This window comes from Ralstonia sp. 25C (assembly GCF_051904805.1).
Classification (GTDB): domain Bacteria; phylum Pseudomonadota; class Gammaproteobacteria; order Burkholderiales; family Burkholderiaceae; genus Ralstonia.
Genome location: NZ_CP196737.1, coordinates 3,619,676 through 3,636,865, shown reverse-complemented (window position 1 = coordinate 3,636,865; position 17,190 = coordinate 3,619,676). Strand labels below are relative to the sequence as shown.

11 protein-coding genes are annotated in these 17,190 nt (G+C 57.4%); 3 read left to right on the top strand and 8 right to left on the bottom strand.

Annotated features, from left to right (window positions below):
- Positions 1-140: 140 nt before the first annotated feature.
- The 3 genes from ACS7SF_RS17005 to ACS7SF_RS16995 all read right to left on the bottom strand — a co-directional run bounded on the left by ACS7SF_RS17005 (position 141) and on the right by ACS7SF_RS16995 (position 5,244).
- A complete protein-coding gene (locus tag ACS7SF_RS17005) occupies positions 141-2,057 on the bottom strand; it encodes a UvrD-helicase domain-containing protein (RefSeq protein WP_439890839.1) in 1,917 nt (638 codons plus the stop codon).
- Positions 2,054-4,078, bottom strand: a complete 2,025-nt coding sequence (locus ACS7SF_RS17000) for an ATP-dependent nuclease (protein ID WP_439890838.1) — start codon at positions 4,076-4,078, stop codon at positions 2,054-2,056. Before ACS7SF_RS17000 ends, ACS7SF_RS17005 begins: the two co-directional genes overlap by 4 nt.
- A 212-nt stretch (positions 4,079-4,290) precedes the next feature.
- On the bottom strand, positions 4,291-5,244 hold the full coding sequence (locus tag ACS7SF_RS16995) for a hypothetical protein (RefSeq protein WP_439890837.1): 954 nt from the start codon (positions 5,242-5,244) through the stop codon (positions 4,291-4,293).
- Positions 5,245-5,728: 484 nt separating this feature from the next.
- Here ACS7SF_RS16995 and ACS7SF_RS16990 point away from each other — a divergent pair, with 484 nt between their 5' ends.
- Positions 5,729-6,565 (top strand): MobA/MobL family protein, encoded by an 837-nt coding sequence (locus ACS7SF_RS16990; protein ID WP_439890836.1) that lies wholly within the window; start codon positions 5,729-5,731, stop codon positions 6,563-6,565.
- 677 nt (positions 6,566-7,242) lie between these two features.
- Here ACS7SF_RS16990 and ACS7SF_RS16985 read toward each other — a convergent pair.
- The 5 genes from ACS7SF_RS16985 to ACS7SF_RS16965 all read right to left on the bottom strand — a co-directional run bounded on the left by ACS7SF_RS16985 (position 7,243) and on the right by ACS7SF_RS16965 (position 13,512).
- Positions 7,243-8,700, bottom strand: a complete 1,458-nt coding sequence (locus tag ACS7SF_RS16985; RefSeq protein WP_439890835.1) for a YfjI family protein — start codon at positions 8,698-8,700, stop codon at positions 7,243-7,245.
- A gap of 173 nt (positions 8,701-8,873) precedes the next feature.
- Positions 8,874-9,287 carry a hypothetical protein gene (locus ACS7SF_RS16980; protein ID WP_439890834.1) on the bottom strand — a complete coding sequence of 138 codons (414 nt, stop codon included), beginning with the start codon at positions 9,285-9,287 and terminating at the stop codon, positions 8,874-8,876.
- Positions 9,288-9,752: 465 nt separating this feature from the next.
- Complete coding sequence (locus tag ACS7SF_RS16975) at positions 9,753-11,303, bottom strand: hypothetical protein (protein WP_439890833.1); 1,551 nt, start codon at positions 11,301-11,303, stop codon at positions 9,753-9,755.
- Between the two features lie 44 nt (positions 11,304-11,347).
- On the bottom strand, positions 11,348-12,100 hold the full coding sequence (locus tag ACS7SF_RS16970; protein WP_439890832.1) for a hypothetical protein: 753 nt from the start codon (positions 12,098-12,100) through the stop codon (positions 11,348-11,350).
- Positions 12,101-12,165: 65 nt separating this feature from the next.
- Complete coding sequence (locus ACS7SF_RS16965; RefSeq protein WP_439890831.1) at positions 12,166-13,512, bottom strand: tyrosine-type recombinase/integrase; 1,347 nt, start codon at positions 13,510-13,512, stop codon at positions 12,166-12,168.
- 710 nt (positions 13,513-14,222) lie between these two features.
- Between ACS7SF_RS16965 and ACS7SF_RS16960 the strand changes: the two genes are divergently transcribed.
- Together ACS7SF_RS16960 and ACS7SF_RS16955 are read left to right on the top strand one after the other, a co-directional pair.
- Complete coding sequence (locus tag ACS7SF_RS16960) at positions 14,223-15,410, top strand: alpha/beta hydrolase (protein WP_439892787.1); 1,188 nt, start codon at positions 14,223-14,225, stop codon at positions 15,408-15,410.
- Between the two features lie 69 nt (positions 15,411-15,479).
- Positions 15,480-17,189 (top strand): AMP-binding protein, encoded by a 1,710-nt coding sequence (locus tag ACS7SF_RS16955; protein ID WP_439890830.1) that lies wholly within the window; start codon positions 15,480-15,482, stop codon positions 17,187-17,189.
- Position 17,190: the final 1 nt, after the last annotated feature.

The following is a 17,190-nucleotide window of genomic DNA, read 5'->3' as shown; positions in this document are numbered from 1 at the left end:
TGCCTTGCCGGCAATGTCCAGTCCCTAGCGACAGAAACTTGGCGCTACACGTGATGCCGGTCTAAGACACCAGCCACACAATCCTGAATCACCGACACATCAACGCTTGACTCGATCACGACGGCAAGTGTCGACATTCCTTAATGCACGTAGTCGATATCCCAACCCGTGGCCGCCAACGCCTCGAGCGTTTTAGGATCCACCCGAGACTCGTTGGCCGCTATACACAGGAACTGCGTTGGTCTCGACATCGCCACATAAAGGTTCCGCATCTGCGCTTTCTGTGTGGCGGTGAGTTTGTCGAACTTCTTGCCGATGCCTGCGATGAATGGGAGCGCGAGCTGCATGTCGAAGCGGCGGCTTGTACCGCCGTATGACTCCAGTACTAGCGAAGCGATGTGTGTTTCCCCTTTCATGCTGGCGACGGTTCCCAAGCGGTACTCCAGTTCACGACCAAAATACTCTATGGCGCAAACCGTCGGCGACTCACCGTCTGCTGGCTCTTCTATCGGGGGTTTGCTGAAGAGATCGAGATTAGCGAACGCGTCCGACGTCATGTTCTGCGGAAGAAGAGGCGCCAAATATGCATACATCTTTGTTGCAAGCTCAGCTTTCGCCTCGGGGGAGATGAATGATGGAGGGCTCAACGTCAACTCGCGAATGAGTTCCTGCAGGCGCACCGTATCGCCATGCTGCTCCCTCACCTCACGGAGTAGAGTGCGCCCGTCGCGCAGCCCATCCGCCACTGAGGCTTTTGTGGCTCGCAGAGCGAGCAGTATTCCTCGACGAACATCGTTGGCGCGTTCAGCCAACGTGGGCTGCTGGCGCGCACCGGGCTGGCCCTGGAGAAGAACCTGCAGCTCGTCCTTAGACGACGACTGGTGCGCTCGGTCGAAAGCAGGCCAGTAGTCGCCCATGTGGCGGCCGGGCTCCACCTTTCCTTCTCCACTTCTACGAGCGCACATCGCTCGGACAAGGCAATTCGCCAACGCGCTCTGATCGAAGCGCTCGACAACGAGTTCGCCGAATCGGTAAGCCACGCGATTGATGTTGGTCGTCTTGTAGAGCAACAGAACCGGGCTACACGGGTCGTCTGCCTCCCCTACAACAGGTAGCTGGCTAACGCGAACGCTAGCTACAGCCGCTGCGATACGTTCACCGAAGCGTTTGCTAGTACTGATGGTGCCATGGTCTGGCCGAGGAAATGTTGCTCTCGACGCGTCCGGGTCTCCAGAAATGATTTTCTGATCGATGTCACCGAAGCGTTGAACGACTGCCCGATTATCGAAGAGCCTATTCAGGATATCTTCCTGCTCCCAGGATGTATCTTGCATCTCATCAATGAAGACCATGGGGAAACGTCGGTGAACAACGTCGAAGAGATGCGGATGCCTGGCTAGGGAAAGTTCCGCGTACGCGAACATGTCTCGGTGTCGAAAGACCCCTTCATTTGCTAGCAGGCTCTTCAATGCGACCATCTGGCTATAACTGCGGGTGTCTGCGCCGGGCAGCATGCCGCCTTCGGATACAACGTCCAGCGTCGCGCTCTTGAAGAACAGTGTAGTGATTAGATCCTCCGCGTTTGGCTGGTTCCCTAGCCAAGCGCGTAGCACAGGGTATCGACTGCTCATTGCCAGTGACCACGCTCGCTTAGCAAAGGCACTGTCGTCAATCACATCGACCTTGAGTCCCTGATGGCGCAGTGCAGCCAATGCCAAAAACTGATTGACAAACCCATGAATAGTCCCGATGAAGTGCGGGTAGACTAAAAGCCTGGAGCCATCCGCCGACTCGGCGAGCCGACGCGTGATTTCTTCGCGCGCAACATTCGTATGGCTCAAGATGCAAATGCCTTTGTAGGTATGAGGCCACTTTTTGGCAAGCAACAGAAGCTTGGCAGCAAGCAGAGAAGTCTTTCCGCTGCCCGGGACCGCATTAAAATCCTTGGAACCGTTCTCAAGCAGAGCGGCTTGTCGCTCTGCGTCGTCGAAACATAGGTCGGGAACAAGCTGTGCCAGATGCCGCAGGTCATTTGATTCGAGGAAAACTGATGTCATGCAGTTGCTCCTGCGTCTGCCTCAGTTCCCACAGGACCTCCGGGGGTGGTCGGTGCGCCAGGGGCGCCCGAGAGCGGCACATGAGTAGCTGCGACTGGCGCGGGTGGCGGCGTAGTCAGATGATCAAGCGCGTCCTGCAGGTACTGAGGCAGCTTCTTAAAGAGAGTATCGCCCTTGCCATAGTCGCCAGACGCGAGCAACTCGGCTACGTACTGCGCGGCGATGGCCTTCGACGCCTTCTTTTCGTACAGAGGCTGATAGATGATGGAAGCTAGTTTCTCAGTCGTGTGCTTTGCTGATTGAAGAGTCTTCCACGATGCTTGTGCTGCAGTCTTGGCAAGCTTCTCATCTTCATCGCTCAGCTTTTCGCCCTTGCTCTCTGCCATTTCTGCAAGGGAGATGGCGATGTACATCACCTCAGCACAACCGCTGAGCGCGAGATCGTATTCCAGCGTCCAGCGGTCCGAAACGCAGACGATGGTCTTGCCTCCCTGAGCGCGATTCTTCTTGCGTTGAACGAGGTCGGCAATGCCTTGCGCATCGTAATCGGCCTCAAATCGCTTTCCCTTCTTTGGCTTTTCAACGTAGGTGTTCGCGATGTCCGGAACGATGTCGCGGTCTGTAAGGCAGACGACCGGGACCGGGTACTCGGGATTCGGATTCTGACGTTGCAAGATGCGCGCGTAGTGGTAGAGGCCGGTATGCCCGACATTGACGATGGAGACGCCGTGTTTTGAAAATGACCGGCCGCAAGCGTCCGCGAGCGTCGGCAGCAGGATAGCTTCGGCCGGCCCCTCGACCATCATCACGCCTCGAGCGAAGAACAAGTTGGCTTTGGTAGCATCGATGAAACGTCGCAAGAAGGAATAATCGGTCTTCTGCAGCTTGGTGTATCCAGACGACAGAGGATACGTCTGCCCCCTGTGCACCATTGTCATCGTCTCGATATCGGCGCTCGAAACCAGTGATGGGCTGTGTGTTGTCATCACAACCTGAACGCGCCGCTCTCCGTCTGCTAGTTCCCTGGAATGCTGCTTGAGGAGGTCCATGACCCTGTCCTGAAGCTGCGGATGCAAATGCGCCTCTGGTTCTTCAACCAATAACAGCGCGAGTTCGTCGCCATCCCGAAGCAGGACCAGCTCGGTGGCCATAAAAAGCGCGTTGTTGTAGCCCAGGCCTCGAACGCAGCGTTCGTCGGGATCGATCGAGCCACTTGGCAAAAGCGACAACTCAAACTTTTCAAGGATGGGCGTCAGAGACAAATCCGGCGCGATTCGAATCCTCGATTCCAACTGGTCGCCCGTGAACGAGAATTCACCAAGGTAATTCTTATTGATATCGTCCTGCACACCCTTGATGACCTTGTGCTCGCCAAGATGGTGCTGAGCGAAGGCCATCAGCCCGACCAAGTTCTCGGGTACCGTTGTGGGAGCAATTTTTGAGAAATCGTTGACTTCCTGCCCGGCAATGTCGTTATGAGCAGCGAGGATTTGCGAGAGGCGAGACTGACGCCCTGGCCTCAACTCAGCTTCAGCATCGCGAAGTGGGCGCAGGTAGGTTGCCCGGATAAGCTCTCGGACCGCATAGCCAATCTCGGGGCCGGATCCGTCCTTTCCCGAACGCACGATGATGTTGACACGGGCACGCTTCGTGGCCTGTGCGGGAAAAAATTTGGCGTGGAGGTGGACGATGAGCGAGCAGGTATCACCCTCCTCAAGAGTGAGCCATTCGAGAACGGCGCCTTCCTGCTCCTTGGACAGGCCACTCAGCGTAGCCTCAATGAACAGGCTCTGGGCCCTGATCGAACCGTGAATATTGAAGTCTTGCTCATAGAGCCGAACACTCTCGTAGCTCGTAGTGAGCAAAACTTGGCGGATTGCGTTGACGATTCCGGTCTTCCCAGCATCATTCTCGCCCACCAAGATGTTCAGGCCCGGGTTCAGCTCCCAGTCTAGCTCGGGCGCAGTAGTACCGTCGCCAAATGCACGGAAGTTACGCGCTCGGATACGTTTTAGATACATGCTCACTCCCCCATTAAATACGTCGGTCGGTGCTAGCCTTGATCCCAGAGGCCGCTCAATGCGACTAAGGAGTCAGTGTTCCTAGATTGAGTAGCCCGACCGTCTCAAATACCCGGCCATCTATTTCGCGAAATCTTGACGACATTGCTTTAACTACAACCGTAGACCTTTTGCGACCCTAGTGCACCTATGGAAAAATCAGCCTGCGCCCATCACTCGACAGTCCGCGGCACCCGGGCGATCTGTGCCTTCAAAGAAAGCGTGAGATTCAACTTATGCGTCGTGAAGTCGGAAAAGCGGTACTTCCCGGCTTCGCGTGCTGGCGCGCGTTTGCCAGACTTCACCTTCCACACACCCAGGACAACGATTTCGGCTTCCTCTTCAATCTCGTCGAACCACTCGGCCTGATCCGCCCAGATGCTGGCCTCGACGCTGAGTCCATGAGTCTCATCGGCTGCATCGGCACTGTATTTCGGAACGTGGAGGTTGAGGACGTTCGTCAGCCGGCCGTCAATGACAGGACTTCGCTTTGATTTGACGACACCGTGCAGAGCAATGGGATGCTTGACCGTCTGTAACGACACCGCCCGAAAGGCCTCCATGTATCGCTCCGTTTCGAAATAGAACGACGACCACGGCACCACGGTATTGCCTTCGAACACCAACTCCAGATACTGAGAGATGCTGCCGTCATCATCACAGGCAGCGCGCAACAGCAGGACCTTCTTCGCCGAATTGATGTACGCCGGCAAACTGCCTGACTTGCGTTGATAAACCGTTCCGCTCGGATTCTTGCCACTACCGTTTTGTACTGGCGTTGGCATCTGAGGCAACTTGAGCGCATCCGCCACCATCATCAGCCGCAATCGGTATTTCCCATTGCGCAGGCTCTCGATCAATCCGTCAGACTGCGTAACCAGCTTCTTCACATTTTGCTCGACCGCATGCGGACAGTTGTCTGCATGCTCACCGTTTTGCAGCAGCCGGAAATACGCTGGCACCTTGATCGACTTGTTGTGGCGCTCGCAGCTGTAAGCGCTTTGGTACGTGACACTCGTCGCGCAGTGCTTGCATCGCAACGGCTCACGTCCCTTACCTTTCACATAATCGTCGGCCTGCCATTCGTTACCGTCGGCGTCCCACGCCACTGCCATCTTGATACCCATCGATTCTCCTGCCGTCACTGAGATCAAAAACCATTCTACTCGGACGGAGGGCGTCTCCGCTCGCACAGACCATTAACGCGTACGAGCGGCAGAATGATATTGATTATCAAATCATCCACCTCCATCAAGCGAGCGCACCGGCTTCGTGCCCCCCCCATCGACAGCAGCACCGCCGCGGGACTGATAACTCCTTGCGAACACCAGCTGTCTATGCGTTATGGGATAGCGAATAATAAATCGCATGCGGACGCTATAGATTTCAACACCATTTATATTTTACTTTCCCGTATATGTTATGCAGAGTAGTAATTCCGGAAAGTGGTAGAAATGCATCGATGAGCAAGGAGCACGACGGAGGATATAGGGACGCGCACTTAACCTTTCTCTATTATTTGCATCAAAACCACTCTGAATACCCTACCCGCAAGCGGCTAGAGAGGTCCTCTGGCTCTTTTATTCATATTCAAGAAAGGGTAGTAACACCATGGCGAGCTTCCATCATTGCATCAAGAGCGGTAAGAAAGGTACAGCCGCGAATCACGCTGCCTACATCACCCGACAAGGCAAACACAGCCAGCGTAAGGATCTAGTTTGCACAGGGCACGGCAACATGCCGACATGGGCAGAAGACAACCCAGCTCTGTTCTGGAAAGCCGGTGACAAGCACGAACGTGCCAACGGCGCCGTCTATCGGGAACACGAAATTGCGCTCCCGTCTGAACTAACGCTCGAGCAACAAATGGAACTGATTCGCGAGTTGATCCCAGCGATGGTCGGGGACAAGCCGCACCAGTTTGCAGTGCACGCACCCCGCTCAGCACTCGAAGGGAAAATCAACGCGCACCTTCACGTAATGTTCTCCGATCGCATGCGAGATGGCATCGAGCGATCGCCGGAGCAGACGTTCAGCCGGTACAACGCTAAGCAACCGGAACGGGGTGGATGCAAGAAGGACAGTGGAGGCAAGAACAGGATAGTGCTCAGGGATGAAGTCATCAAAACGCGTAAGACTTGTGCGGAACTGCAGAACGCGGCACTCGCAAAAGCCGGGCACGCCACCAGGGTTGATCACCGCTCACTGAGGGAGCAAGGCATTGATCGTGTAGCAGAGCGTCATCTCGGCCCAACGCGTATCCAAACGATGTCAAACGAAGATAAGACAATGTACGTAGCAAACCGAGAGCGGATGGACACACGTCAACAGTCAATCACCGCGCATCAGCACTCATTGCACTCAACGCCGTTGGGCGACATCTCGACTAAACAGGGGAAAAACAGGCGTCAGCCAGTGGCATCAGACTCACGGCACAGTGGTGTCTGACCGGTAAATCTGGAGGGGGTGATGGATGTTTTGCTCCTCGCCCGCCTATGGGACTTCAGAGCCATTGCAAGACCATAGCCAGAGAGGCGCAGCAGATATGCGCAGACGGCAAGGGAACGCTGAGACCCGATGATGCACCCTGCCCGGCCATCTCCGAACTTGCTTCCCACTCCCGTCTCGCGACGGGAAATCAACCTCAGCCATTTCGGTATGCCGGCCCGTGACAAAAAGCTGCTCTCCGGCAAGCAAGCCGCAACCGTGGCTGCTTTCAGCTTTGAGGGGATGCCCTAGCGGAGGTTGGGCACTGCTATTCCGCTATTGATAGCAAAATAGCACCCAGTTTGAGGTACCAATAACCCTACCGGCCGCCGCGACGGCGTAACCGCCAGCCTCCGCCGCACACTCCTGCGTCCGCTACCGAGGTTCCAATCCCCGAGGCTTCCTCGACTGCCAGACTTACCTAGGGCGCCCCACTGCAGCAAAAAAGTGAAGTTGCCCGGTTCGCGCTGCTCAGAACCGTCCCGACGGACTGACAGTGTTCCTTGGGGTGACATGACCGCTCAAACGCCCATAATTAGGAGGCAACGTGCTGAATAGCAGTGCACGGCTTTGACACCGTGCAGTGACGCCAAGACGCGCTTGGCAGCCGCCTTCAGCACAATTGAGCGACCCGGAACTCAGATCTGCCCAAGCGACGCAAAGTAGTTCGGATTAAGCGTGATGTACTTCGTGCGCCCGATACCTTCACTGATTTCGATACGCCTCATCGAAACTAAGATCTCGATGGCTGCATCCAGACGCCTCTTCTGCCGCAGCGGTCCATATTGCAACATTACGTTCTTGCGCACCGAGAAAAAGCCTTTGCACCACACATCGCGGTGCAGTCTGCGCTCAAGCTCCTGCGCATCGGCCTGTACCTGATCAATGAGTGACTGCGGTGCGAAGATCCGTTTGAATTCATGCATATGCCACTCCACGAGTGACATCGCTGCCCTCATCGTCTCGATCGAGATTTCGCCCACGTCACCAGCCACCACTTGTTCGACGTCCAGCCCATAGCAGTGCAACAGTGCCGCGACACGTGCAACGATCTCCATCATCTTGGACGAGAAATCCCGGATATCCGAAAGGTAGGCTGTCTCGCCCAGTTGCCCCTCGACCCAGTTTGCTCCATCACGCCAGAAACCTTTCGCGTCCGGACTGCAGTGCAGCGTCGTGCGCTGCGTGTTCCCCATCTCGACACGGCGTTTTTGCTCATCAAGCAACCTGCGCCCCCGCTCGTGAAACTTGGGCAGCTCCCGCCAGACTTGATCGGTGCTGTAGAGAAACCGATGGCCTTGTGTGGATTCGGGCTGTGCCACGAGATATCGCGCCCAGTGGCCCGAGCCGCGCGTGATGCGGCCGTGCCGCGCTTCGTATGCTTGCAGCACGGCCTCTTGCACCATGAAAGAGATGGTCACGCGCGGATTACGCACGACCAGATGTTCGCCATTAGCACGATCGACAGACAATGATTGCACCCCACTCCAGCAATCGTTGAGCATCTCGACCTGCGAGAGCGCTCCGCCCTTCGTGAGAATGCCCCCCTCGGCCGCCATGAATGCAATGGACTCGCCGCCGCCATCAAGGGCTTCCATCATCGACTTGGACGTGATGTTGCCGCGCAGAATCCTGCGCCGGCGCGGCTTTACGGGTTTGGTCAGTGCATGCGCCTCAAGTTGAGCCTGAACGACGTCGACCTCCTCTCCCTGCGCGATAAGTTTGCGGATCCTGTGGTGGTATCCGGTTTCAATCGCTGTCCAAGTCCGCGCCTTGATCTTGTAGTCGGCAAGCGCAGCGGTATATGCCTGCTCCCCAATCAAGTCAAATTCGTGGATGGCTGCCGAAAGGAGATTGTCCACCGCGGACTTTCTCTCCCCCGACTCAGCGATCACGAGTGCATTGATGGAGACCGGACACACCTTGCCGATTGGCAGACAGACATCAAGGATACCTTGTAGAGAAGCCGACATGACCCCGAGCGCGGACAAGGCAACCATGGCTACTGGCGCTTGCGTGTGGTGTATTACTTCGTTGATGGTCCCGAGCACCGAGCCAGGAAAGCTGAGTGTGGGATACAGCGTGAGGATCGGCATCAGAGCCGCCTCCTGTGGACGCATGCGCAGCGGCACTATGTGATGTTGTTTCATTTGCATTGGATCGAAAGAATGAACTGAGGAGGTGGCCAGCGACGCAAACCTAGCCAAACGACCAGGCTCCTCACGCCGAGTCATCCCATGGTGTGCAATCGCTGGCGACAACGCGCTAATTACGCGATCGGCTCGCCGCCCGGGTCTTCTTGCTGGGAAGGTGCGTCGGTCCCGCCCGACTGACCGGACCCGATACGCTCATCTGCATGGTCGCCCTGCACAGCAGTGACAGTCTGTGGCCCACCGCAAATCGATCCACACTCCTTGCATCGGAAGCCGCTACCTTCTGCCCCACGATTCTTGCGCTCCTGCTCAAGCATCTTGTTGAACGTATTGACCGACAACTGCAGCCCGATGCTGCACAGATGTGCGATCAGTCTTTTTGCTGGCGTACCGCGCCCGAGTGCCCGCTCGATGACGACATACAGTTGTTTGAAATGTTCGCGCTTTTGCTGTTGTGCACTCGTACCCAGCGCATCAATGCTCGCAATCTGCTCGTCCAGAGACATGCTGCCGTCGATAACGATACTCATTTCGTATCTCCCGAAGCGACATCGTGGGGGAAGCGGACTGCCGTGAAGTGACGCCATGGGCCCGGCAGCATTTGAGGGATGATTTCCATGTGGATTGCTAGTGGTGTTCATGGCGATCCGCCGAAGCCGGAATGACATCGACTTGCCACGCCGAGACAGTGCCCGGACGAAGCCTTCTGATACAGGGGACTTTTTTTAAGGACGGCTTAGCGAGCCGATATGGCTGATGTCGCCGAGCCTTTTGAGGCTCGTAATGTGTGGCGAGTTTGACCGCACATCGTTGTGATATCCGTGTGGATCGCGTTGAAACCCGTTTCAATCCGCCCGAGAATATCGTCCTACGATCCGGCCAACGTGAATCGATCCCTCCTTGCCAGCCACTTCGGACACGCTAGATAAAAAAATGGCAGCGCCGAAGCGCTGCCACTGATGCTGCCGTCGTGACATGGCCGAGATCCGACGAGGTTAGCCCCCTACTCCTGCCTGTACCGCGCGCAAGCAACTTGCCTTTGCCAAGCCCAGAAAGCGTGCGAGTTCCTGCGCGATTACGGCGGTATCTTGCAAGGCCGCTAGGCTGCCGACTTTCGCCAACAGAACACAGCGAAGCGCCATCCTTTGCTCGAATAGGCTCAGATAGTTACTCATCGCCGCCTGAAACCACTCCAGTCGAACGCTCCAGATCTGAGTGTGCTCTTCAAGGAGCTCTGCATCCTTGTGTGGCTTCAATAGCGACGCTAGAAGGCTTCCACCCTGGTTCTTCTGACCAAACCAGTACGGCTTGTGATTCGTCCGCTGGGGCTGGACGTGCATCTCGACATAGACAGCGCAAAAGGCCGCGACCCACTGCCGGAACGTCAAGGTGAGATGCGCCTCGCTAGGCACCTGTCCGTGCTCGAACATATTCACGCGCGCCAGCAGTCGGTCGGCATACTTTGCGGTTTCGTCGAAGTCCTTTGGCTTGATCTCAGAATCGATGGCGCGGCCGATGATTTCTCGGAGCTCGGTGGCATATCGATTCGCAAGGGGGTTGGCAAGCCGAAGCGGAATGCGGCCTTCCACGAATTCAACAGCACTGTCACCTTCCATCGTCGAGAGTAAATGTCGCATTTCGGCATCCACCGGTACCACGTTAAGCTCGCTTCCACCCAGGCCCAAGATGAGAGGATAGATCTCGGCGAAATGCCTGAATTCGAGACTACTGATGTGGATGTAGAGCGCTTCGTCAAGCCGACATGCGCGCGACTCCGGCCGACGATGTTGGAACGATGCAAGATCGTCGACCATCGTGGCATATAAGGACAATGCACGCTGGTGAACATTGCCCAAAGAAAGGGCGATTACACGCTTGACGTTGTCCTCCACTGATTGAACAGCCTTCAGCAAGGAGTCAGCGGTGATATCGATCTCCGCCCTCCGGCTCGCACTCAATTCGACTCCAAGGTATGCCCTTAGATCGGCGACAAGCCATGTGGACGCTTCATTTTTGCTGTTCGGATATGCCTCGCGGTATTCCATCCCAACCTTTCGAGACCCCTCTGGCGCAGCCAACAATCCAAAAATTGACTGCTTTTCTCTGTCGCGCATGAGCCGATAGAGCAGCTTGATGACCTTGAGCGTCACCAGCTTATCCACCTTGGCGAAGACCTCAGTTTTCTGACCGGTCATCTTCAGAATGCCAGCCTTGATCGTCTTAAAAGCATCAATGCCGTCTTGCTGGTAATCCTTCGCAGATTGATCTTCGGACTCTATCTCGCCAAGCAGTTCATCATAGGTTTGCGCCTCCCCTGGCACGGCGAGTGAACTTCCGAGATCGAACTTGCCGGCAAATAGTTGAGACCGATGCTCATCCTCCATCAGCTCATACAGCAGTACCGACAGCACCGTCCGGCGGGATCCACGTCTCAAGATCGAGTCATTGCGCGCCCTCGAAAATGCCGGGGAAAAAATGAACTCGTAAGACAGTGGTTCTACCCCGTGCTTCGCACGTAAGAATTCCACAATCGCTGTGCTCATCATGGCCGGCTAGGTAGTTACGAGCAACGCATCTATTTGGTGCCTGGTTAGGCACCGCCGCCGCTCAAGAGTTTTTTGACGTCTGCCACCGGCCACAGCAGTCGGCGATTTGGGAGCTTTGTCGGTCTGATACCGAGATAGGCGCCATCCAGAGAGTGACGCTTGCGGATCGATTGCGGATCAATCGCTAGGATGGCGGCCAACTCTTCCGTAGATACGTGGTCCCTATTTGTAGGGACCGGCATCGGAACACGTGGCGCAGCGTGTCCCACCGGCTTCGGTGTCGGAGGACTTACCGCTGAACCGCTGGACACGTGCCCTGCGATAGCGTGGATTGTGTTGAGCGCATCCGCCACGTGAGCCGCATATTCGACAACCGCGAGTGGAATCAGATCCGGCTGATCTGTTTGCGCTTCGCCGCCGCTAATGACATCAAACATCAAACGCATCCATTCCGTGTCGATATCAGAATCCACGCACCACTGAATGAAATCACAAGGTTCAAGCCGGGTCGGCGCGGTGCTACCCTTCTCCACACAGCCTTCGCAGTGCCACTCCCATGTCCTCATGATGTCACCAGCCTTGATCATTCGATCAACGACATCCCCCTCATACGGCCGATCATCGAGGCCACGCGCCGTACGAGGAAGCTCCTTGCAACCCGACGGCGGGCGCAGGCCAGACACAATCAGGGCGCCCTCTGCCGGCGTCCAGGTTGGACGGTCAAGGCATTCTTTCAATACAGCATAAAGCTGCCTTGCGGCAGCGATGCGCTCTGGAAGCGCTCTTGCTTCTGACATGACTCCGTTCCCCTGCGACGCGACGCCGATCTTGTTAGCGGATTCTATCGCGTGCCCGTTGATGGTCAGGCGGCAGACGAAGTCTCAAATGAGATACCACCCTGCTCCAGCAACCATGCCTCTATCCGATCGTGCCACAAGCGGAGCAGATCCAGAGGACGGCGGCGGTAATGTTTCTCCGCGATCGCCGATGGCTTGTGCCCTTGGACTTGAGCGACGACGCCGACCGGCACCTCCACCCATTCGGCCAACGTGCCAAACGAACGGCGAAGGCCATGCAACGTAATGTGCGGCAATTCAGCTTCCGCAAGCGCCTTGTTGTGTGCGATCCGCGGTTCCGCAAGCCTGCCATCGGCGGACGTCTTGCTCGCGAAGACCCACGGTGACGGCGCCCATTCCTCACCCTTCCCCGCAAGACGAACGGCTTGGCGCTTGTTGGGGGGCGTCTCGTTCAGTTGCTTCAGGCCCATCAATAGCGTTGCCAAATATGGCGTCAGCGGTATGGTTCGCCCGCCGGTTCCCTCGACCTTGTCGTTCATCGTCAGGCTACGCCAGCGAAAGTCCACATCTTCCCAGCGTAGAGCTGCCAATTCCTCGCGGCGAGCTCCCGTAATCAATAGCCCTTGCAGGTAAGTCGCGATCACCGGATTGACGATGCTGCGAACGGCGGCAAACCATGACGGCAACTGTTCACGCTGGAGGCAGTCGCTCTTGGGTTTCGTACGCGGCACAGCTTCTCGAACGGACTTGGAGCCATAAGCACTCGTCGGAACAACGCCCGAGTACTCAGCGCGATCATCACACCAGCGAATAAACGCACGTAGCTTCCGATACGCCTGTTCAGTGTTAGTGGGACGTTCCTTTGCCTCCGATGCGAGCCAATCTGCAACCTTTGCCGCAGTGAGCTCGGATAGCTTAAGTGCCATCAGCGGTGCAAGGGGCCCCGCTTTCGTTTTACCCGCTCCACGTCGCTTTGCTTCCCCACCCAGCTGAGACAAGTTCAGGTGATCCCGATAGTGGCGCTCCCCCCATTTACCCCGACTCGCTGCCAAATACTCCAGCCAAGCCTCCGCCAGTGAAGCGTCTTGCTTGCGCTGCGCCAATTGCCTAGCCTCATGAGCAACGCGCTGCTCAACCCTAACTTCGCGCGGATCTTTTCCGTCGTCGACCAACGTTTTCAAGCGACTGGCTTCGGTACGTGCACGCCCAAGGTCCCATGCCCGAGCATCTCCGATCGTCAGCCTGATCGTCTTGCCGTACAAGCGTGACTCAAACACATAAGCACGCGCGCCTGCGGCGGTTACGCGAAGGCCGAACCCCGGTGTCTTGGCATCCCAAAAAATGGTCTGCGACTTTCCTGGTTCGCATTCGAAACTCCCGACCCTGGCCGCTGTGAAGTTCTGCTTTTCCACCGATTCCCCGTGTAGGCACCATGTAGGCAAATCCTAGGGGAATCCATCCATCTCGGTCAATAAAAAATCTTCGCAAGAAACACGCAAATCCACTGTTTATAAGGGTTTACAGTACCCTCGCGGATGTTGATCCATGTCAGTCAATCTTCAGTCTTTCGGCCTTCTAAGCCGACGGTCGGGGGTTCGAATCCCTCTGGGCAGGCCAACTTCCAGAATGTTTTTCAGGTAAGCGCACGCAAACTTCCCGATGCCTACTACGGGCCATGTACGGGCCATGTACGGGCCATGTACGGATCGAGCACCCACCCCGGGGAATGCGTATCAACGCGACGAATTCACCGGTGAGGTCGAATACCTAGCTCCCGCCCCCTCCCTTTGGCAGGATGTGAGCGGCATCGAATGAGTTTGACGTTCACAGGCCCAAAGCCCCCCCCGCAACCCAGATGAAGACCAACGATCCTCACTGGGGTCAGGGAACGACGCGGACACACGAGAACACGGAAGCAGGCACATAGAGCCGACGTGGTATCCAATCCATACCGGCCATACATTCTTAGTGGTATACCCTCTTTCTCTTATTTTGACACCATCTCAAATATGACCTAGATTATTGACACCCTGACATTTAATTCCAAGGAGACACCGTGGCAGACGCAGATAAAGCAGCGGTCACCGCCGGGATGCGTGGCGCGTCCTGGGATGGCCGACTCATGGCACGCCCCTATCAAATGGTGCCGTATGCGCTTGGCACGGCAGACGGTCAGCGCACACTCGGTTTTCTGTTCACCGTAACTGGGCAGGAAAAGACCGTCGTGTCGATCATGCACCCACGTGAGATGGCTATCACGCACTACCTCGTCCCGTCTGTGCTGGATGCTGGCTGCGCGTGCTGGGTGCAGGGGCCACGGTCCATTGGCAACGACCTGCGCCTTGAGCATGAAATCGCGCTGCTCGATGTGGCGGCAGGCATGTCGCACCTGCGGGATCTTGGCTACGAGCGCATCGTGCTGCTCGGCAACTCTGGCGGCGCCGGCCTCTACACGCTCTACAACCAGCAAGCACTGACGCCGCGCGAAATGCGGATTGCCAGAACCCCGGCAGGACGCCCCACCAACCTGGGTGAAGTTCACATGCCAATCGTCAACGGGTTGATCATGGTTTCACCGCACCCTGGTCAAGGCAAGTTGTTGATGAGTGGTATTGACCCCTCGGTCATGGACGAAAGCGATCCGATGCAGAGCGACGCTTCGCTCGACCCGTTCTCAAGCGCGAACGGCTTCGATGCCGAACGCGGCTGCGGACGTTACGCTCCAGAATTCGTCACGCGCTACCGAGCTGCCCAGGAGCATCGAGTCTCCCGTATCGACGCCCATGCACGCTCCCTACTGCAGCGCAAACACGAAGCGCGGCAGCGCGTGAAGGCCGGCACGGCCACCGAACTGGACCGCAGGGTGGCCGCACACGCCCCCATCTTCAACGTGTGGCGCACAGATGCAGACCTGCGTTCCTGGGACACCAGTCTCGACCCGTCCGACCGCAAGACGGGATCGCTGTGGGGCAAGGACCCGTTTGTTTCGAACTGGGGTAGCGTCGGCTTCGGCCGGGTGGTGACCCCCGAATCGTGGCTGTCCACATGGTCAGGGCTGTCATCCAACGCGTCGCTGGACAAAACGCTGTCCAGCATCTGCCAACCGACGCTGTTGATTGAATACACCGGCGACCAGTGCACGTTCCCCACGGACATCCGCACGATCTACGACCAGATTGCAAGCGCTGACAAGCGTCACATCCGCGTGCGCGGCAACCACCACGGCATGGCATTGAGCCGTGACGAGGAGCCCGGCCAGCGTGTTGCAGGGCGCCATATCGTCGAGTGGCTGCGCGAGACGATGTGCTGACTCCAGCGACGGCGGGCGCCGCTCCTCGCAAGTCAGCCCCCGCGCCACACCATCACGACAGGTAGACACATGCAGCAAACAGATTCTGTGCGCCCTTCCCGACTGCTTGAGGGAGTGCGCTATCCCGATGAAGACCGTCTGCGGCGCTATGTTGCCGAGGGTGTCTTGACCGATGAAACGCTTGCCGGCGCGTTTCGCGCGGCGTTCCGCACCCACGCTGACCGAACCGCGCTGGTTGGCCCCGAAGGCAGTTATACGTACGCTGCTCTGGACGAAGCCACCGACCGGCTCGGCGCCGCGCTGCTGGCGCTCGGCATGCGTCCGCTGGACAGTGCGATCTTCCAATGCGGCAACAGCAACGAGCTGCTGCTGACGTTCTTCGCCTGCCTGAAGGCCGGCATCATTCCCCTGTGCTCGCTCCAAGCGTTCCGCAAACTGGAGATCGGCTATCTCGGCAACTTGTGTGGCGCACGCCTGCATGTCGTACAGGGTGACGATCCCAAGTTCGACGATGTCGAGTTCGCCGAGTCGATGCAAGCCGAGGTCAGCAGTCTCGAATTTGTCCTGCAGGCGCGCGGCGAACGCCGAGGTCGCGCCGTGCTGCTGGCCGATTTGATCCGTGACATGCCGCTCGACGCGGCACGCAAGCATCTGGATGCGGTTCGGCACGAGCCCTTCCAGGTTGCGGTCTTCCAGCTCTCGGGCGGCACCACGGGCGTGCCAAAGATCATCCCGCGCTTTCAGAACGAGTACCTCTACAACATGCGTGCCGTGGCCGCATGGAACAGGTACACGGTGGACGACGTGCTGTTCTTCCCCACTCCGTACATGCACAACCTGAACATGGGTTGTTTCTTTGGCCCGCTTCTGCTGACCGGCGCAACGGTGACGGTGTCGCCTGACCTGAGCGAGGCCAACCTGCAAGGTCTAGTACGCGACTACGCGCCGACCTGGTTTGGTGTGGCTGGGCCAATCCTGATGCGGATCGCACCGGAACTGGCCAAGGCTGATGCGAACGCCAAGGCGCGCCGCAACTTCATTGCACCGAAGAATGGCGCGAACCTTGAGCGCCTGACGGGCTCGCCCGCACTGCACATCTTCGGCATGACTGAGGGCACCATCATGTTCACGCAGCCCGAGGACCCTCAAGAAATCCGTGAGAGTTCGATAGGGAGACCAGTGTCCGCGTACGACGAAGTCAAGATCGTGCACCCGGGTACAGAAGACCTGGTCGCCGACGGTGAGATCGGCGAGGCCCTGTTTCGCGGGCCGTACACCATCCGGGGTTATTACAAGTCAGAGAAAGAAGACGCTCAACGTTTTACGCCGGACGGCTTCTACCGCTCCGGCGACCTGATGCGTTCGCGCATTGTGCAAGGCAAGCGCTACTACTTCTTCTGCGGCCGCATCAAGGATGTGGTGGATCGCGGCGGAGAAAAGATCAATGCCGAGGAGCTGGAGAACGTCATCAATCAACACCCCCAGGTGCTCGCCTGTGCGGTGGTCGGCATGCCTGACAAGGTGTACGGCGAGCGGGTCTGCGCTTTCGTGATTCCGAAAGCTGGCGGCACTCAACTGACGCTGCCGACGCTGACCGCGTTTCTGGCAGAAGCCGGTCTGGCCAAGTTCAAGTGGCCGGAGCGCCTGGAAGTGATCGCCGAATTCCCCCTGACAGCCTCCGGCAAGCTCAGCAAGGTGTTGCTGCGCGACCGGATTACCCAGACGCTGGCCGCCGAAGTCGCCGCCCCTGTCGCTGCCCAAGCACCTGAAGGAAACTGAC